The following is an 18,258-nucleotide window of genomic DNA, read 5'->3' on the forward strand; positions in this document are numbered from 1 at the left end:
TATCCATGGGCGACATGGTGCAATCTGTTCCCGACGCGCAACCCCCGGTGGTTGGGGGCTGGTCGCGATAAGTATGTGAATGTCGCGGATAGGTAAACGGGGCGTTCGCGCTATACGCAGAATCGCCACATGAAGGCCGACAGTCGGCCGTGGAGAACAGCATGTCGAACAGCTTCCTGAATCCGGTCACCACCCAGACCTGGGCCAATGGCCGACACATCGTCCGTTGCGTCAAAGTCATCCAGGAAACCTGGGATGTGCGCACCTTCTGCTTCATGGCCGACCAGCCGATCCTGTTCTTCTTCAAGCCCGGACAGTTCGTGACCCTGGAGCTGGAGATCGAAGGCCAGCCGATCATGCGTTCGTACACCATCTCCAGCTCGCCATCGGTGCCGTACAGCTTTTCGGTGACCATCAAACGCGTGCCGGGGGGCAAGGTCTCCAACTGGCTGCACGACACGCTGCATGAAGGCCAGGAGCTGGCGGTACACGGGCCGGTCGGGCTGTTCAACGCCATCGATTTCCCGAGCCCGAAAGTGCTGTACCTGAGCGGTGGCGTCGGTATCACTCCAGTGATGTCGATGGCGCGCTGGTTCTACGACACCAACGGCAACGTCGACATGACGTTTATCCACAGCGCCCGCTCGCCGAAAGACATCATTTACCACCGCGAGCTGGAACACATGGCGTCGCGGATCGACAACTTCAGCCTGCACCTGATCTGCGAAAAGCATGGGCTGGGCGAGCCGTGGGCCGGCTATCGCGGCTACCTCAACCACAAGATGCTGGAACTGATGGTGCCGGACTTCCTCGAGCGCGAAGTCTTCTGCTGCGGCCCGACGCCGTACATGACGGCGGTCAAGCGCCTGCTGGAAAACGCCGGCTATGACATGAAGCGCTATCACGAGGAATCCTTCGGCGCCACGCCGCCGGAAGCCCGTGCCGATGCGGTGGAGCAGGCCGAGCAGGCGGCGGAAGCACCGGAAGTGCCGGCGGCGGATCTGCACCTGGTGGAATTCACCTCTTCGGACAAGAGCATCCGCGTTGCGCCGGGCGAGACCGTGCATGCGGCGGCTGCGAAGGTCGGCCTGATGATCCCGAAAGCCTGCGGCATGGGGATCTGCGGGACGTGCAAGGTGCTCAAACTGGGCGGCGAGGTGGAGATGGATCACAACGGCGGGATCACCGAGGACGACGAGGCGGAGGGGTACATTCTTTCTTGCTGCAGTGTGCCGAAGGGGGATGTTCGTATCGAGTTTTGAGTAGGTTTGCACTTAGGGCGATCTCCTCTTTGAGGAAATCGCCTGGAAAATGCGATTTCAAATCAGTCCGGACATGGCGAGCAAGGCAAAGCCCACGAACGTAAAGCCAAATATTTGCTGGCATTTATTCAGTTTAAGCAAGTCGCGTTTGAGTTTCGGTGGGAAATTCTTAACGTCTCTTGCGCTTACTTTGCCTTGGGAAATATACCGTGAAGGGTTTTTTAGGATGCCAGAAATCTCTCCCAACATATAAATTCGCCCCCCCAAGCCCGCTTGCCATAGCATGAACAGAGACGAGGTGATCGAGCTGTGTTTAAGGCTGGTAAGGATTATTTCTAGTCTTCTTTTGGCGACATAAAGCAAAATTCCATTTACTAATAACAGACCTGTGAAGCTCACTATTGTCATAATTACTATTGGGTTTATTGCGATGTCTTGCATATCTTCTATGTATGCGACTAACCCCAGGCATATCATGATTGCGTAAAAAATGAATACGAGTCTGTATAAGGTAATTAATTTTTTTCTAAGTTTTCGTGGGAAGTTTTCAAAGTCTTTCGCGCAAAGCTTTCCGGTATGAATATAAATCGCAGGACTTCTCATGATGGCGAACACTTCTCCCATCATGTAAATTCTGCCCCAAGGTCCTCCGTGCCAAAGCATTGTTATTTTGCTCGAAATTGAACTGTTTGTTAGGTGGCTTAATATGGTTTCGGTTTTTGTTTTGGCGACATACAACATCACGCCTATCAGCGTAAATATACCGATGAAATCTACAATGCCGATCAACAACAATATTTTCTCTGTAATGCAAAGAATCATTTAGCAGCCTCGTATACTTTCTCCGCGACCTGCTCGCCGCCTTTTTCGCCCAAAGTCCCGCCCGCGTAATTTCCGACTCCTGCCAATAGAGCAGCACAAAGGGCAGTACCGAGCCCGCCAGTCGGGAGACCAACTCCTACGCAGATCGTTGAGGCCGTTAAGCTCACGAGCGCGCCGGCAACCATTCCGCCACCCACTCCACCCAAAAAGCTACCGGTCTCCGTGAACTTCACCTTTTCACACGCTTCAATGCTGCCATTTGAGCAAACATCCTGAACCTTCACTGCCGATGCGCTACCTCCCACAGCGGTGCCAATCCAACCTCCATATTTGACATATCGCGATGCCTTGGTGACGGCTTGAATATGAGTGGCATATCCCGGGTTCTGGCCGATGCCGCCAGCCTTTCTCCATCGATGCACCAGGTGCGGATGATCAATGCCGAGGGCTGCTTTGAGGTTCGGGTGATCAGGCAGGCCAATAGTTATTTTGGTGAAGTCGGTGAGTCGGCTATCCAGCTTGTTAAGCAGCTGTGTACGTTGTTTTTTAAACGCTTTTGAGTTCAGGCTGCCATTCGCGTTGAGGGTTTTGGTATGCAAGTTTTCGATTTCTTGAGGCGCGTTTTTTATTCCATCCAGATAATTGGCCGCCATGGCCGTGGTGACGCCTATCACTTTCGATTCAACTGAAAGTGCACTCTGAATAACGCCGTGGTGTTGCGCCATGAAATCAGCTTCTTCCAGCGTCAGCGGCTCCAGCGCCGTGCTGACGATGTGCGCGGTTTCCATCAGCAATGATTCTTCATAGGTGCATTGCTGATTGTTCGGGTCGCTCAGGACAATCAGCGTTCCGGCTTTCACCACGTCGTCCAGCTGATTGAGGCTTTTGAATTTGGCGATGACATTCGGATTGGGCGACGGAAACAGTTGCGCCTGCAGTTTCTCGGCGGGCAGGCTTTTGGGCACGATGTAGAACCCGGGCTCCTCCGGTGCCGGCAATTCCTGGGGCCAGTGTTCGCGGGGGAAGAATCGCAAGTCGTTGACTGGATGCACAGATGAGAGCGGGGCTGAGTTCAGGCGCTTCACTCTCAGATTCTGCTGGCGAACGGCCCGCAGTAAACGTTGCGGATCGGGGTTTTCTGCGGCATGTGGAAGCATCGACAAGCGTGGTGTCCTGGCCGCGCCGGTGAGCGTGCCGTGTCTGTTCTGCTGCAGGGCTCGGGACTGGATCAACAGGTTTCGTTGTTCCTGCGCAAGCGCATTGATCCCTTGCTGCGGCGTGAGGCGTCCGTCCGCTACCTCCTCGGTAATTTGCTTGGCGAAGTACGCGACTTGTTGATGGAATTGCACACGTGCAATGCCAAATGCCAGATGACGGTTTCCGATGGTCAGTGCCTGTCCAAGCAGGTTGCCGGCGGCGTCCTGCACATCGCACAGATCATGCTGCCGTGAACTCAACCCGCTTCGCCCCACGAGGTATAGCCAGTGGTGCCTGCAATGTGGTGTACCCAACTGATGCCGCGGTAACGAATGGCCAGTTGTTCTTGAGGCTGGGCATCATTTTGCAGAATCACGTGCGGCACATCCTGCGACAGTTCAGCGAGAACCGCCCCGTCGAGGGTGATCGAATAGAATTTTTCCTGCTGCCCTTGGGGCGAAGTGCGGTAGAGGCTGATCGTGCAGTCCAGTTCTTCGCTGTTCGAATGCGCCTGAGCCAGCAATGGGGAAGATTTGTCGACCGCTTTGGTGATGATGACCGGCCGGTGGACGGGTTTTCCCAGATTGGCGTCGCGGCGCATTTCATGGCTCAGGGCGAACACCATGATTTCATCGGTATGGGCCGTCTGGTATTTGTTGCCGACCGATTCCGGCGTCGAACATCCGGCTGAAATAAGGCCTTGGGTCTTGCCGGTGATGGTCATGTAGGCAGGGTTCGCCATAGTCTGCGCTCCTCGAAAATGGAGTCGGCAGTCTATGGCGAGGCCTGTTTGGTTTATGTAGGCCCTGGCGTAGGTCGTTTCTGAAAATGCTCAGTCGATAAACAGGTCTGTCATCAACTTCGCATCACTCCCCGGCTCAAAGCGGTAATGATCGAACTCGGTCACGCCGCTCTCCCGCAAAATCTCCTCATCAATCAACAACCGCCCGGTAATCCGCCGCCCGCTGCTGCTCAAAATCACATGCGCCGCATCCGCCATGATCGCTGGCGTGCGCGCATGCTTGAACGACTCGCGATTGCCCAGCTGAAATTCGATGGCCGCCGTGGCGATCATGGTCTGCGGCCACAGCGAATTCACACTGATCCCGTAGTTGGCGAATTCCTCGCTCATGCCCACCGTCAGCATGCTCATGCCGTACTTGGTCACGGTGTAAGGGCTGTATTGCGCGAACCATTTGCTGGCCAGATTCAGCGGCGGTGACAGGTTGAGAATGTGTCCGGAGGATTTTTTCAGATAGGGCAGGGCGGCCTGGCTGCACAGCAACACCGCGCGGGTGTTGATCTGATGCATCAGGTCGAAACGCTTGAGTTCGATGTGCTGCACACCGGTCAACTTGATCGCCCCGGCGTTGTTCACCAGTGCGTCGATTCCGCCGAAGTGTTCGTTGGCCTGGGCCAGCGCTTGTCGCACTGCGTCTTCATCACGCACATCCAGTTGCAGCGCCAGTGCCTTGCCGCCGGCCGCTTCGACTTCCGCGGCGACGCTATGGATGGTGCCGGGCAACTTGGCGTGCGGCTCGGCGCTCTTGGCCGCGATCACGATATTGGCCCCGTCCTTTGCTGCCCGCAGCGCAATCTCACGCCCGATGCCACGGCTGGCGCCGGTGATGAACAAGGTTTTGCCTTTTAGCGACATGCGCAAGCTCCTGCTTATTGTTATGTGAGCGATGGCTCGACAGACAATGTAGACGATGGAGCTGAAACGGGAGGGAGCCTGATCGTTCCCACGCAGAGCGTGGGAACGATCAGGAGAAGGGGGAGGAAGGGATAAATCAGGCCGACATGACTTCGCGGATGTCGCGCGCCAGTTCGCGTACGCGTTCTTCTTCGGTGTCCCACGAGCACATGAAGCGGGCGCCGCCCTTGCCGATGAAGGTGTAGAAGCGCCAGTTCCTGGCGGTCAGGGCGGCAATCGCCGGTTCCGAGAGCTGCAGGAACACGCCGTTGGCCTGGACCGGGAACATCAGTTCCACGCCCGGGATGTCGCTGACCAGTTCGGCCAGCAGTTGCGCGCAGTGGTTGGCGTGGCGGGCGTATTTGAGCCAGGCGTCGTTTTCCAGGATGCCGACCCACGGCGCCGACAGGAAGCGCATTTTCGAGGCCAGTTGCCCGGCCTGTTTGCAGCGGTAGTCGAAGTCTTCGGCCAGTTTGTGGTTGAAGAACAGGATTGCCTCACCCACCGCCATGCCGTTTTTCGTGCCGCCGAAGCACAGCACGTCGACGCCGGCCTTCCAGGTCAGGTCTGCCGGCGAGCAGCCGAGGAAGGCGCAGGCGTTGGAGAAACGCGCGCCGTCCATGTGCAGGTTCAGGCCCAGCTCCTTGCAGGTGTCGCTGATGGCGCGGACTTCTTCCGGGGTGTAGACGCTGCCGACTTCGGTGGCCTGGGTCAGGGTCACGACGCGCGGTTTCGGGTAGTGGATGTCCTGGCGCTTGAGGGCGACTTCGCGGATCGAGGCCGGGGTAATCTTGCCGTTTTCAGTACCGGCGATCAGCAATTTCGAGCCGTTCGAGAAGAATTCCGGTGCGCCGCATTCGTCGGTTTCGACGTGGGCGGTTTCCGAGCAGATCACGCTGTGGTAACTCTGGCACAGCGATGACAGCGCCAGCGAGTTGGCGGCGGTGCCGTTGAAGGCGAAGAACACTTCGCAGTCGGTCTCGAACAGCTTGCGGAAATCATCCGAGGCGCGGGCTGTCCATTCATCGTCGCCATAGGCGCGCTGGTGGCCGTGGTTGGCCTGTTCCATGGCAGCCCAGGCTTCAGGGCAGATACCGGAATAGTTGTCGCTGGCGAATTGTTGGCTCTTGTCGGTCATGGCCGGCTTCCGTGGTCGGCGCGCTTGTGGCGCTCCGTTGGTCAATGATGGTGCGCACTTTACCGAAGATCATCCGGGGAGCACACGGGATGTCGCTGTCAGAACATTACAGGGATGCGAGCCGATTATGCACCTGAGCCAGCGTGACGGCGCACTCGATCTGCTCAAGTGGCTGGCGTTGCTGAGCATGCTGCTCGATCACCTGCGATATGTCGGGATCAGCGCCGATTGGCTGTATGGGCCGGGACGGCTGGCCTTCCCGTGGTTCTGTCTGGCGATGGCGGCGAACCTGGCACGGGACGGCGCGCGCAAGACCGAATGGCGTTATCTGGGCTGGTTGTTGCTGTTCAGTCTGCTCAGCGAGATTCCCTACCGTTTGTACATTCCAGAGCCCGACACGTTGAACGTGATGCCGACGCTGGCGCTGGGCCTGCTGGTGGCGCGGGGCTGGCAGGATCGAGCGCTGATTTCGCGACTGCTGGGCGTCAGTGCTTTGCTGGTGGCCGCGCTGTTCCCGGAGCGACTGATGTTCGGTTTGTTCGGTGTCCTGCTGCCGCTGGCGATGTTGCTGGTGTTTCGCAAACCCTGGTTTTTCAGCCTGTTGCCGGGCCTGCTGTGTCTGGCCGCTAATCAATGGCGGGTGCTCTACGAATCCGCGCAGTTCGGCAACTTCGTCGCCATCCTCGGGATTGCGACCTGCCTGATCGCGCCACTGCTCGGAATGTTCCTGTTGCGACACGCCACTTGCCTCCACGCGCCACCCATGCGGCGCTGGGCGTATGCGCTCTATCCCGCGCATTTCATGGTTCTTCTGGCCTTGCGCCAGCTGCTTGTTTGAGTCCGTCGCCGCCGCCATGTCGTAAACGCACCTTTGCGTGGCGTCCGTAGGCATTTGACCTCCCTGCGCCGGCCATACCATCGCATCAAAGGGCATTGGCTGAACGCCGTGCCTTACCGAGACGAATGGCGCACAGATGCCGCTGGGAGAGACGCGATGTTCAGCAAGCAAGACCAGATCCAGGGTTACGACGATGCACTGCTGGCGGCGATGAATGCCGAGGAGCAACGTCAGGAAGATCACATCGAGCTGATCGCGTCGGAGAACTACACCAGCAAACGCGTGATGCAAGCGCAAGGCAGCGGCCTGACCAACAAATACGCCGAAGGCTATCCGGGCAAGCGCTACTACGGTGGCTGCGAGCACGTCGACAAGGTCGAAGCCCTGGCCATCGAACGCGCCAAGCAACTGTTCGGCGCCGATTACGCCAACGTCCAGCCGCACTCCGGTTCCTCGGCCAACAGCGCCGTGTACCTGGCCCTGCTGCAAGCGGGCGACACCATTCTCGGCATGAGCCTGGCCCACGGCGGTCACCTGACACACGGCGCCAAGGTCTCGTCCTCGGGCAAGCTGTACAACGCCGTGCAGTACGGCATCGACACCAAGACCGGTCTGATCGATTACGACGAAGTCGAGCGTCTGGCCGTCGAGTGCAAACCGAAAATGATCGTCGCCGGTTTCTCGGCCTACTCGAAAACCCTCGACTTCCCGCGCTTCCGTCAGATCGCCGACAAGGTCGGTGCGCTGCTGTTCGTCGACATGGCCCACGTCGCCGGTCTGGTGGCTGCCGGTCTGTACCCGAACCCGCTGCCGTACGCCGACGTGGTCACCACCACGACTCACAAGACCCTGCGCGGTCCGCGTGGCGGGCTGATCCTGGCCAAGTCCAACGAAGAAATCGAGAAGAAGCTCAACGCCGCCGTATTCCCCGGCGCCCAGGGCGGCCCGCTGATGCACGTCATCGCCGGCAAGGCCGTGTGCTTCAAGGAAGCGCTGGAACCTGGCTTCAAGGCCTATCAGCAACAAGTGATCGACAACGCCCAGGCGATGGCGAGCGTCTTTATCAAACGTGGCTACGATGTAGTGTCCGGCGGCACCGACAACCACCTGTTCCTGGTCAGCCTGATCCGTCAGGGCCTCACCGGTAAGGACGCCGACGCTGCCCTCGGTCGCGCGCACATCACCGTCAACAAGAACGCCGTACCGAACGACCCGCAGTCGCCGTTCGTGACCTCCGGCCTGCGCATCGGCACCCCGGCGGTGACCACTCGCGGCTTCAAGGTGACCCAGTGCGTGACGCTGGCCGGCTGGATCTGCGACATCCTCGACAACCTCGGCGATGCCGATGTCGAGGCCAACGTCGCCCAGCAGGTTTCGGCCCTGTGCGCTGACTTCCCGGTTTATCGCTGAGCGTTCTGGAGTACATGACTATGCAACGCTATTCGGGCTTCGGCCTCTTCAAACACTCCCTCAGCCACCACGAAAACTGGCAGCGCATGTGGCGCACGCCAACCCCGAAAAAGGTCTACGACGTGGTCATCGTCGGCGGCGGCGGGCACGGTCTGGCGACGGCCTACTATCTGGCCAAAGAGCACGGCATCACCAACGTGGCCGTGGTCGAAAAGGGCTGGCTGGGCGGCGGTAACACCGCGCGCAACACCACCATCGTTCGCTCCAACTACCTGTGGGACGAGTCGGCGCACCTGTACGAACACGCGATGAAACTGTGGGAAGGCCTGTCTCAGGACCTGAACTACAACGTGATGTTCTCCCAGCGCGGCGTCTACAACCTGTGCCACACGCTGCAGGACATCCGTGATTCCGAGCGTCGGGTCAGCGCCAACCGCCTCAACGGCGTCGACGGCGAACTGCTCAACGCCAAGCAGGTCGCGGACGAAATTCCGTACCTCGACTGCTCGAAAAACACCCGCTACCCGGTGATGGGCGCGACCGTTCAGCGTCGCGGCGGCGTGGCCCGTCACGATGCCGTGGCATGGGGCTTTGCCCGTGCCGCCGACGCCCTCGGCGTGGACTTGATCCAGCAGACCGAAGTGATCGGTTTCCGCAAGGAAAACGGCGTGTGCATCGGTGTTGAAACCAACAAGGGCTTCATCGGCGCCAAGCGCGTCGGCGTGGTCACCGCCGGTAACTCCGGGCACATGGCCAAGCTCGCCGGTTTCCGTCTGCCGATCGAGTCCCACCCGTTGCAGGCGCTGGTGTCCGAGCCGATCAAGCCGATCATCGACAGCGTGATCATGTCCAACGCCGTGCACGGTTACATCAGCCAGTCCGACAAGGGCGACCTGGTGATCGGCGCCGGTATCGACGGCTACAACGGCTACGGCCAGCGCGGTTCGTACCCGGTGATCGAGCACACCATCCAGGCCATCGTCGAGATGTTCCCGGTGCTGTCGCGAGTGCGCATGAACCGTCAGTGGGGCGGCATCGTCGACACCACGCCGGATGCCTGCCCGATCATTTCGAAAACCCCGGTGCCGAACATGTTCTTCAACTGCGGTTGGGGCACCGGTGGCTTCAAGGCCACACCTGGCTCGGGCAACGTGTTTGCCGCGAGTCTGGCCAAGGGTGAAATGCACCCGCTGGCCGCTCCTTTCTCCATCGACCGTTTCCACAACGGTGCGTTGATCGACGAACACGGCGCTGCGGCTGTCGCCCACTAACAGGAGAAATCCCCATGTTGCATATCTTCTGTCCTCACTGCGGCGAACTGCGCTCCGAAGAGGAATTCCACGCATCCGGTCAGGCGCACATCCCGCGTCCGCTGGATCCGAACAGCTGCACCGACGAGGAGTGGGGCGATTACATGTTCTTCCGCGACAACCCGCGCGGTCTGCACCACGAGTTGTGGGATCACGTCGCCGGTTGCCGCCAGTACTTCAACGTCACCCGCGACACCGTGACCTACGAAATTCTCGAAACCTACAAGATCGGCACCAAGCCGCAATTCACCGACAAGGCTGACACTGCGAAAACAGCCACGACGGCGCTGGGAGAGAAGGTATGAGCCAGACCAATCGCCTGTCCAACGGTGGACGGATCGACCGCAACAAAGTGCTGAGCTTCACCTTCAACGGCCAGACCTACAAAGGTTTTGAAGGCGACTCGCTGGCCGCCGCCCTGCTGGCCAACGGCGTCGACATCATTGGCCGCAGCTTCAAGTATTCGCGTCCGCGCGGCATCTTTGCCGCCGGTGCCGAAGAGCCGAACGCTGTGCTGCAGATCGGTGCTACCGAAGCCACCCAGATCCCTAACGTGCGCGCCACGCAACAGGCGTTGTACCAGGGCCTGGTCGCCACCAGCACCAACGGCTGGCCGAGCGTCAACAACGACATGATGGGGATTCTTGGCAAGGTCGGCGGCAAGCTTATGCCGCCGGGTTTCTACTACAAAACCTTCATGTACCCGCAATCGTTCTGGATGACTTACGAGAAATACATTCGCAAGGCCGCAGGTCTTGGTCGTTCGCCGACCGAAGTCGATCCGGACACCTACGACTACATGAACCAGCACTGCGACGTGCTGATCGTCGGCGCCGGCCCGGCCGGTCTGGCCGCTGCACTGGCGGCTGCGCGCAGCGGTGCGCGGGTGATCATCGCCGACGAGCAGGAAGAGTTCGGCGGCAGCCTGCTCGATTCCCGCGAAAGCCTCGACGGCAAACCGGCGATGGAATGGGTGGCCGGCGTCATCGCTGAATTGAAGAGTACTCCGGACGTGCTGCTGTTGCCGCGCGCCACGGTCAACGGCTACCACGACCACAACTTCCTGACCATTCATGAACGCCTCACCGATCACCTCGGTGACCGCGCGCCGATCGGCCAGGTGCGTCAGCGCATCCACCGCGTCCGCGCCAAGCGTGTGGTGCTGGCAACCGGCGCTCACGAGCGTCCGCTGGTCTACGGCAACAACGATGTGCCGGGCAACATGCTCGCCGGCGCGGTGTCGACTTACGTGCGCCGTTACGGCGTGGCACCGGGCAAAAAGCTGGTGCTGTCGACCAACAACGATCACGCCTACCGCGTGGCGCTGGATTGGCTCGATGCCAGCCTGCAAGTGGTCGCCATCGCCGACGCCCGCAGCAATCCGCGTGGCGCACTGGTTGAAGAGGCGCGCGCCAAAGGCATTCGCATCCTCACCGGCAGCGCCGTGATCGAGGCCCGTGGCAGCAAGCACGTCACCGCTGCCCGCGTGGCGGCGATCGATGTCAAAGGCCACAAGGTCACCAGCCCGGGCGAATGGCTCGACTGCGACCTGATCGCCAGCTCCGGCGGTTACAGCCCGGTGGTGCACCTGGCGTCGCACCTGGGCGGCAAGCCGATCTGGCGCGAAGACATCCTCGGCTTCGTACCGGGCGAAGCACCGCAGAAACGTGTGTGTGTCGGTGGCATCAATGGTGTCTACGGCCTCGGCGATTCTCTGGCTGACGGTTTTGAAGGCGGCGTGCGCGCTGCGTCCGAAGCCGGTTTCCAGGCCGTTGAAGCCGTGTTGCCGAAAGCCCTGAGCCGTCTCGAAGAACCAACCCTGGCGCTGTTCCAGGTGCCCCACGAGAAGGGCACTTCGCGGGCACCGAAGCAATTCGTCGACCTGCAGAACGACGTGACCGCCGCCGCCATCGAACTGGCGACCCGCGAAGGTTTCGAGTCGGTCGAGCACGTCAAACGCTACACGGCGCTGGGCTTCGGCACCGATCAGGGCAAGCTCGGCAACGTCAACGGCCTGGCGATTGCCGCCCGTTCGCTGAACGTGACCATCCCGCAGATGGGCACCACGATGTTCCGTCCGAACTACACGCCGGTGACGTTTGGCGCGGTAGCCGGTCGTCACTGCGGGCACATCTTCGAACCTGTGCGTTACACCGCACTGCATCAATGGCACCTGAAAAATGGCGCCGAGTTCGAAGACGTCGGTCAGTGGAAACGTCCGTGGTACTTCCCGAAAAACGGCGAAGACATGCATGCGGCCGTCAAACGCGAATGCAAGGCTGTGCGTGACAGCGTCGGTCTGCTGGACGCTTCGACCCTGGGCAAGATCGACATCCAGGGCCCGGACGCCCGCGAGTTCCTCAACCGCGTGTACACCAACGCCTGGACCAAGCTCGACGTGGGCAAGGCCCGTTACGGCCTGATGTGCAAGGAAGACGGCATGGTCTTCGACGACGGGGTGACGGCGTGTCTGGCCGACAACCATTTCGTCATGACCACCACCACCGGCGGCGCGGCTCGCGTCCTGCAGTGGCTGGAGCTGTACCACCAGACCGAATGGCCAGAGATGAAGGTCTACTTCACCTCCGTCACCGACCACTGGGCGACCATGACCCTGTCCGGCCCGAACAGCCGCAAGCTGCTCAGCGCCGTGACCGACATCGACCTGGCCAACGAAGCGTTTCCGTTCATGACCTGGAAAGAAGGTCTGGTCGGCGGTGTGCCGGCGCGGGTGTTCCGTATCTCGTTCACCGGTGAGCTGTCGTACGAAGTCAACGTTCAGGCCGATTACGCGATGGGCGTGCTGGAAAAAATCGTCGAGGCGGGCAAACAGTACAACCTGACGCCGTACGGCACCGAGACCATGCACGTTCTGCGGGCCGAGAAGGGCTTCATCATCGTCGGCCAGGACACCGACGGCTCGATGACCCCGGACGACCTGAACATGGGCTGGTGCGTCGGCCGCACCAAACCGTTCTCGTGGATCGGCCAGCGCGGCATGAACCGTGAAGACTGCGTGCGTGACCAGCGTAAACAGCTGGTGGGCCTGAAGCCGATCGATCCGAACGTCTGGCTGCCGGAAGGTGCACAGCTGGTGTTCAACACCAAGCAGTCGATCCCGATGACCATGGTCGGCCACGTGACCTCCAGTTACGCGCACAACTCCCTCGGCTATTCGTTTGCCATGGGCGTGGTGAAGGGCGGTCTCAAGCGCATGGGCGAGCGGGTGTTCGCACCGCTGGCGGACGGCAGCGTGATCGAGGCGGAAATCGTTTCTTCGGTGTTCTTCGATCCGAAAGGCGATCGCCAGAACATCTAGTGGCTTCAGGACTTGTGAGTGGGCAATGACACCGAGTCGGCCCATTCGCGAGCAAGCCCGCTCCCACAGGGGAATGCGGTCGAATGTGGGAGCGGCGGTGCGACGTTCGCCTTGCTCGCGAAGGCGGCGGTACAGCCACCACAAGGGCCGTAATCAACAGAATTCAGGAAGGTGTTTTATGACCGCAGCCAACGTTTACCAACAACGCCCGACCACCGGGGCCAAGGCCGAGTCGTCGCTGCACCACGCCGACCTCGCCAGCCTGGTCGGCAAGGGCCGCAAGACCGCCGGTGTGACCGTGCGCGAGAAAAAACTCCTCGGTCACCTGACCATTCGTGGCGACGGCCACGATGCCGCGTTCGCTGCCGGCGTGCACAAGGCCCTGGGCATCGAGTTGCCGGGCGCCCTGAGCGTCATCGTCAAAGGCGAAACCAGCCTGCAATGGATGGGACCGGATGAGTGGCTGCTGATCGTGCCGAGCGGTGAAGAGTTCGCCGCCGAGCAGAAACTGCGCGAAGCGCTGGGCGATCTGCACATCGCCATCGTCAACGTCAGCGGCGGCCAGCAAGTGCTCGAACTGAGCGGCCCGAACGTGCGTCAGGTGCTGATGAAATCCACCAGCTACGACGTGCACCCGAACAACTTCCCGGTCGGCAAGGCGGTCGGCACGGTGTTCGCCAAGTCGCAGCTGATGATCCGCCACACCGCCGAAGACACCTGGGAACTGCTGATCCGTCGCAGCTTCTCGGATTACTGGTGGTTGTGGTTGCAGGATGCGTCCGCCGAATACGGCCTGAGCGTTCAGGCCTGATCAGGAGAAAACGATGAGCCGCGCCCCGGATACATGGATTCTGACCGCCGACTGCCCCAGCGTTCTCGGCACCGTGGACGCGGTGACGCGTTTTCTGTTCGAGCAGGGCTGTTACGTCACCGAGCACCACTCGTTCGATGACCGGCTCTCGGGCCGTTTCTTCATTCGGGTGGAGTTCCGTCAGCCCGACGGTTTTGACGAGCAGTCCTTCCGCGCCGGCCTCGCCGAACGCGGACAGGCGTTCGGCATGATCTTCGAGCTGACCGCGCCGAACTACCGGCCAAAAGTGGTGATCATGGTCTCCAAGGCCGATCACTGCCTCAACGACTTGCTCTACCGCCAGCGCATCGGCCAGTTGTCGATGGACGTGGCGGCAGTGGTGTCGAACCATCCGGACCTCAAGCCGCTGGCCGACTGGCACCAGATTCCCTACTACCATTTCCCCCTCGACCCCAACGACAAACCGGCCCAGGAGCGGCAGGTGTGGCAGGTGATCGAGGAGGCTGGCGCCGAACTGGTGATCCTCGCCCGCTACATGCAGGTGCTGTCGCCGGAGCTGTGCCGCAAGCTCGATGGCAAGGCGATCAACATTCACCACTCGCTGCTGCCGGGCTTCAAGGGCGCCAAACCGTATCACCAGGCCTACAACAAGGGCGTGAAGCTGGTGGGCGCCACCGCGCACTACATCAACAACGACCTCGACGAAGGGCCGATCATCGCCCAGGGCGTCGAGGCGGTGGATCACAGTCATTACCCCGAGGACCTGATCGCCAAGGGCCGCGACATCGAAGGCCTGACCCTGGCCCGGGCTGTCGGGTATCACATTGAAAGAAGGGTTTTTTTGAACGCCAACAGAACCGTCGTTCTTTAGATCGCCATCGCGAGCAGGCTCGCTCCCACAGGGGATTTGTGGTTTGAGCAAGATGGCATGCACCCAAGAGAGCCAATGTGGGAGCGGGCTTGCCCGCGAAGGGGTCATAACTGACAACGCAAAACCAACAAGCAATAACCCGAGCATTTACGCGCTGCCTGCCTGGGCGGCGCGGTTCCATAAAAACAACAGCGAGGTGAAAGCATGTCTGGCAATCGTGGTGTGGTGTATCTCGGCGCTGGCAAGGTCGAAGTACAGAAAATCGACTATCCGAAAATGCAGGATCCGCGCGGCAGGAAGATCGAGCACGGTGTCATCCTGCGTGTGGTTTCAACCAACATTTGCGGCTCCGACCAGCACATGGTGCGCGGCCGTACCACCGCTCAGGTCGGTCTGGTGCTGGGACACGAGATCACCGGTGAAGTGATCGAGAAGGGCAGCGACGTCGAAAGCCTGAAAATCGGCGATCTGGTCTCCGTTCCGTTCAACGTGGCTTGCGGGCGCTGCCGCTCCTGCAAGGAGCAACACACCGGCGTCTGCCTGACCGTCAACCCGGCTCGCGCCGGGGGTGCCTACGGTTACGTCGACATGGGCGACTGGACCGGCGGCCAGGCCGAATACGTGCTGGTGCCGTATGCCGACTTCAACCTGCTGAAACTGCCGGACCGCGACAAGGCCATGGAGAAAATCCGTGACCTGACCTGCCTCTCCGACATTCTGCCGACCGGTTACCACGGCGCCGTTACCGCGGGCGTCGGTCCGGGCAGCACCGTTTACATCGCGGGCGCAGGCCCGGTCGGTCTGGCCGCTGCCGCCTCCGCCCGTTTGCTCGGCGCTGCGGTGGTGATTGTCGGCGACGTCAACACCGTCCGCCTGGCCCACGCCAAGGCTCAGGGTTTTGAAATCGTCGACCTGTCGAAAGACACCCCGCTGCACGAACAGATCGCCGCGCTGCTGGGCGAACCGGAAGTGGATTGCGCGGTGGACTGCGTGGGCTTCGAAGCCCGTGGTCATGGTCACGACGGCGTCAAATCCGAAGCCCCGGCCACTGTGCTCAACTCGCTGATGGGCGTGGTGCGCGTAGCTGGCAAGATCGGTATTCCGGGCCTGTACGTGACCGAAGATCCGGGTGCTGTGGACGCTGCCGCGAAAATGGGCAGCCTGAGCATCCGCTTCGGTCTGGGCTGGGCCAAATCCCACAGCTTCCACACAGGGCAAACCCCGGTGATGAAGTACAACCGTCAGCTGATGCAGGCGATCATGTGGGACCGCATCAACATCGCCGAAGTGGTGGGCGTGCAGGTCATCAGCCTCGACCAGGCGCCGGAAGGTTACGGCGAGTTCGATGCGGGTGTGCCGAAGAAGTTTGTGATTGATCCGCATAAGTTGTTCAGTGCGGCGTAAGTTTCAGCCACAAAAAAGAGCAACCCGTAGGTTGCTCTTTTTTTCAAATCAGTCCTGACTATTTGAATGCGCACTTGCTGGCATCACCGTCAGTAACCGCACAATCATCACCTTTCCAATTGCTTCCCGTGCCCTTGACCGGAGTTTCGAGTCTGAGGCCAGATGAGGCACCAACGTCGTCTTTGCCTTCGTAACGGCAAATGACAACTGAACTGGCGCTGCTTCCGTCCTTGATGCGCGCAGAGGTAAAGGTTAGGTCTTCGGCGCTACTCGAACCGGTTACCGAGAGAGTCGGACAGGTAACTGCATAGGCGCTGTTAATCATCGCCAGACAAGTCAAAGCCCCCAACATCATTTTCAGCTTCATTGCTTGTACTCCGTTACTGGATGGGAGGTCATATCCTCGGTTTTCCTCCTCGTCTTTCCTACTGTCATAAATGACAGTTTTTTAGATCTGTTTGTAATAGCTTTCTGAGTATTGAGAAGGCGACGAACTAACGAACGGTGGTTGGCGGATATCTTGGTGTGAAACCGCTGGGCCTTCAGACGGAACATGCTGTCGCCTACCCGGTCGAACCGGCAGTTTGATCGCCTGTATCCGGGCGGTCTTCACGCCACAAGGATGTCTGAATGAAGATTTCACGCGGTTTTGCCCTGGCATCGCTCCTGACTCTGGCGGCAGGGCCGGTGTTTGCCGGTTTCAGTTTGAATGACGTGGCCGGTGCGGTATCGGGCATGCAGGTCATCAGCCTCGACCAAGCGTCGGAAGGTTATGGCGAATTCGATGCGGGTGTTCCGAAGAAGTTTGTGATTGATCCGCACAAGTTGTTCAGTGCGGCGTAGGGTTTACGCAGTACGAGAACGGCGCCATTGAGGCGCCGTTTTTTGAACGGGTTTCTATACGACCTGAACTTGATCCGCTTGCATTCCCTTCTGTCCTTTTACAGCGACGAAGGTCACAGTCTGTCCTTCTGTCAAGTTTCTAAATCCATCCGTTTGAATGGCGGTGTAGTGGACGAAAAGATCATCGCTGCCGTCCTGAGGAGCAATCCAGCCAAAACCTTTGGTCTCGCTAAACCACTTCACGGTGCCGCTTTGTCTGTTTGACATGTCTATGCTTCCTGTTTGCTGTTCGAAATCAAGGGTCCACGACCAGTTTTTACCTGTACTTAGGTCGCGAACCAGTCGAACGTTAATCGTGTAATCCCGCCCTATCGCTTTTCATCACTTCATAACTGACTCTTTGTCCGGCCCTGATTTTTCCAATGATTGGGTCGTCAGGATCAATGCGAAAGATGATTGATGAGGGTTGCTCATCACATCCTTTGCAGCGTCCTTCGACGGTTCCTTCCCCGGCGGGATGCTCGAGTCGTCGCGGTCTGACAATTGCTTCTCCATCGCAGCACCTTTCTCGAAATGATCCGCGGCAAACTTGTGTCGAATTCAATGTAATTCACTTGAATTCAGCCGGTAACTGTCAGGTTTGACAGTTTTTTGAAACCTTTTGGAATAACTCAGACTTCCAATTGGAATGACCGGAACGTGCCGCCATATCCCCGGTCAAACCGGCAGTTTGATCGCCTGTATCCAAGCGGTCTTCACGCCACAAGAGGATGTCTGAATGAAGATTTCACGCGGTTTTGCCCTGGCATCGCTCCTGACCCTGGCGGCAGGGCCGGTGTTTGCCGGTTTCAGTTTGAGTGACGTGGCCGGTGCGGTATCGGGCATGCAGGGTGGGGACAAGGCTGCCGCTGCGGCGCCGACGTCGGAAACCGCCGGTCTGTTGAGTGCCCTGAGCGCGCTGAACGTCACGCCGCAGCAAGCGGTCGGCGGCACCAGTGCCATGCTGGGGTTGGCGAAAAACCAGCTCAGCAACACGGATTATTCCGAGCTGGCCAAGGAAGTGCCGGGCATCGACAAACTGTCGGGCGGCAGCGGCAATCTGGCGGCGTTGAGCGGCTTGCTCGGCTCGTCCGGCAAGTCCGCCGGGCTGGAAAATGCGCTGGGCAACGTCAAGGACACCAATGACCTGAACAACGCCTTCGGTGCGTTGGGCATGGACAGCGGGATGGTCGGCCAGTTTGCCCCGATCCTATTGCAATACCTCGGTCAGCAGGGTGTCGGCGGTTCGCTGCTGCAAAGCCTGGGCAGCATCTGGGGCACCGGCACCAACGGTTGAC

The 18,258-nt window shown here is 59.7% G+C and carries 18 protein-coding genes and 2 pseudogenes; 12 read left to right on the forward strand and 8 right to left on the reverse strand.

The genetic code is table 11. The features are described 5' to 3' along the window. The first annotated feature begins 161 nt into the window (after positions 1-161). On the forward strand, positions 162-1,262 hold the full coding sequence (gene gbcB, locus ACTJK9_RS06720; RefSeq protein ID WP_085612982.1) for a glycine-betaine demethylase subunit GbcB: 1,101 nt from the start codon (positions 162-164) through the stop codon (positions 1,260-1,262). Between the two features lie 57 nt (positions 1,263-1,319). Here gbcB and ACTJK9_RS06725 read toward each other — a convergent pair whose 3' ends face one another. The 5 genes from ACTJK9_RS06725 to ACTJK9_RS06745 all read right to left on the reverse strand — a co-directional run bounded on the left by ACTJK9_RS06725 (position 1,320) and on the right by ACTJK9_RS06745 (position 6,115). Further along, complete coding sequence (locus ACTJK9_RS06725) at positions 1,320-2,084, reverse strand: hypothetical protein (RefSeq protein ID WP_085612981.1); 765 nt, start codon at positions 2,082-2,084, stop codon at positions 1,320-1,322. Next, entirely contained in the window at positions 2,081-3,511 is a 1,431-nt protein-coding gene (locus ACTJK9_RS06730; protein ID WP_440813014.1) for a hypothetical protein, read from the reverse strand. The genes ACTJK9_RS06725 and ACTJK9_RS06730 overlap by 4 nt, the downstream gene beginning before the upstream one ends. Before the next feature lie 26 nt (positions 3,512-3,537). After that, the gene (locus ACTJK9_RS06735; RefSeq protein WP_108563425.1) at positions 3,538-4,023 is read right to left on the reverse strand and encodes an Hcp family type VI secretion system effector; all 486 of its coding nucleotides are present in this window, start codon (positions 4,021-4,023) and stop codon (positions 3,538-3,540) included. A 90-nt stretch (positions 4,024-4,113) separates the two neighbouring features. Continuing rightward, a complete protein-coding gene (locus ACTJK9_RS06740; protein ID WP_221398233.1) occupies positions 4,114-4,938 on the reverse strand; it encodes an SDR family oxidoreductase in 825 nt (274 codons plus the stop codon). Positions 4,939-5,074: 136 nt separating this feature from the next. After that, entirely contained in the window at positions 5,075-6,115 is a 1,041-nt protein-coding gene (locus tag ACTJK9_RS06745; RefSeq protein WP_039768015.1) for a threonine aldolase family protein, read from the reverse strand. A gap of 127 nt (positions 6,116-6,242) precedes the next feature. On the opposite strand from ACTJK9_RS06745, the gene ACTJK9_RS06750 reads away from it, so the two are divergent. The 8 genes from ACTJK9_RS06750 (at position 6,243) to fdhA (ending at position 16,078) form a co-directional block, all read left to right on the forward strand. Continuing rightward, positions 6,243-6,953, forward strand: coding sequence for a TraX family protein (locus ACTJK9_RS06750; protein ID WP_085612978.1), 711 nt, complete (start codon positions 6,243-6,245; stop codon positions 6,951-6,953). 156 nt (positions 6,954-7,109) lie between these two features. Beyond that, positions 7,110-8,363: a serine hydroxymethyltransferase gene (gene glyA / locus ACTJK9_RS06755; RefSeq protein WP_064599942.1), complete on the forward strand. Its 1,254-nt coding sequence runs from the start codon at positions 7,110-7,112 to the stop codon at positions 8,361-8,363. Positions 8,364-8,383: 20 nt separating this feature from the next. Next, positions 8,384-9,634 (forward strand): sarcosine oxidase subunit beta, encoded by a 1,251-nt coding sequence (locus ACTJK9_RS06760; protein WP_003206307.1) that lies wholly within the window; start codon positions 8,384-8,386, stop codon positions 9,632-9,634. A 14-nt stretch (positions 9,635-9,648) separates the two neighbouring features. Further along, positions 9,649-9,978, forward strand: coding sequence for a sarcosine oxidase subunit delta (locus tag ACTJK9_RS06765; protein WP_011336273.1), 330 nt, complete (start codon positions 9,649-9,651; stop codon positions 9,976-9,978). Continuing rightward, positions 9,975-12,992 (forward strand): sarcosine oxidase subunit alpha, encoded by a 3,018-nt coding sequence (locus tag ACTJK9_RS06770; protein ID WP_039768017.1) that lies wholly within the window; start codon positions 9,975-9,977, stop codon positions 12,990-12,992. Before ACTJK9_RS06765 ends, ACTJK9_RS06770 begins: the two co-directional genes overlap by 4 nt. Positions 12,993-13,170: 178 nt before the next feature. Then, positions 13,171-13,803, forward strand: a complete 633-nt coding sequence (locus tag ACTJK9_RS06775; protein WP_064599941.1) for a sarcosine oxidase subunit gamma — start codon at positions 13,171-13,173, stop codon at positions 13,801-13,803. Between the two features lie 13 nt (positions 13,804-13,816). Continuing rightward, on the forward strand, positions 13,817-14,674 hold the full coding sequence (gene purU, locus ACTJK9_RS06780) for a formyltetrahydrofolate deformylase (protein WP_007959808.1): 858 nt from the start codon (positions 13,817-13,819) through the stop codon (positions 14,672-14,674). A gap of 204 nt (positions 14,675-14,878) precedes the next feature. Then, the gene (gene fdhA / locus ACTJK9_RS06785) at positions 14,879-16,078 is read left to right on the forward strand and encodes a formaldehyde dehydrogenase, glutathione-independent (RefSeq protein ID WP_085612977.1); all 1,200 of its coding nucleotides are present in this window, start codon (positions 14,879-14,881) and stop codon (positions 16,076-16,078) included. A gap of 58 nt (positions 16,079-16,136) precedes the next feature. Here fdhA and ACTJK9_RS06790 read toward each other — a convergent pair whose 3' ends face one another. Continuing rightward, a complete protein-coding gene (locus tag ACTJK9_RS06790; protein WP_440813024.1) occupies positions 16,137-16,445 on the reverse strand; it encodes a hypothetical protein in 309 nt (102 codons plus the stop codon). A gap of 263 nt (positions 16,446-16,708) precedes the next feature. Here ACTJK9_RS06790 and ACTJK9_RS06795 point away from each other — a divergent pair. Both ACTJK9_RS06795 and ACTJK9_RS06800 read left to right on the forward strand, forming a co-directional pair. Continuing rightward, positions 16,709-16,819: pseudogene (locus tag ACTJK9_RS06795) on the forward strand (DUF2780 domain-containing protein); the annotation flags it as partial. After that, a pseudogene (locus ACTJK9_RS06800) lies at positions 16,805-16,921 on the forward strand (hypothetical protein); the annotation flags it as partial. The pseudogenes ACTJK9_RS06795 and ACTJK9_RS06800, both read left to right, overlap by 15 nt. Before the next feature lie 54 nt (positions 16,922-16,975). Here ACTJK9_RS06800 and ACTJK9_RS06805 read toward each other — a convergent pair. Next, positions 16,976-17,188: a cold-shock protein gene (locus tag ACTJK9_RS06805; protein ID WP_440813027.1), complete on the reverse strand. Its 213-nt coding sequence runs from the start codon at positions 17,186-17,188 to the stop codon at positions 16,976-16,978. A 114-nt stretch (positions 17,189-17,302) separates the two neighbouring features. Then, a complete protein-coding gene (locus tag ACTJK9_RS06810; protein ID WP_440813030.1) occupies positions 17,303-17,476 on the reverse strand; it encodes a hypothetical protein in 174 nt (57 codons plus the stop codon). 223 nt (positions 17,477-17,699) lie between these two features. Here ACTJK9_RS06810 and ACTJK9_RS06815 point away from each other — a divergent pair, with 223 nt between their 5' ends. Further along, a complete protein-coding gene (locus ACTJK9_RS06815; RefSeq protein ID WP_085612974.1) occupies positions 17,700-18,257 on the forward strand; it encodes a DUF2780 domain-containing protein in 558 nt (185 codons plus the stop codon). Position 18,258 lies beyond the last annotated feature (1 nt).

The sequence above is a fragment of the Pseudomonas sp. 22082 genome (assembly GCF_052046055.1).
Classification (GTDB): Bacteria; Pseudomonadota; Gammaproteobacteria; order Pseudomonadales; family Pseudomonadaceae; genus Aquipseudomonas; species Aquipseudomonas pharyngis.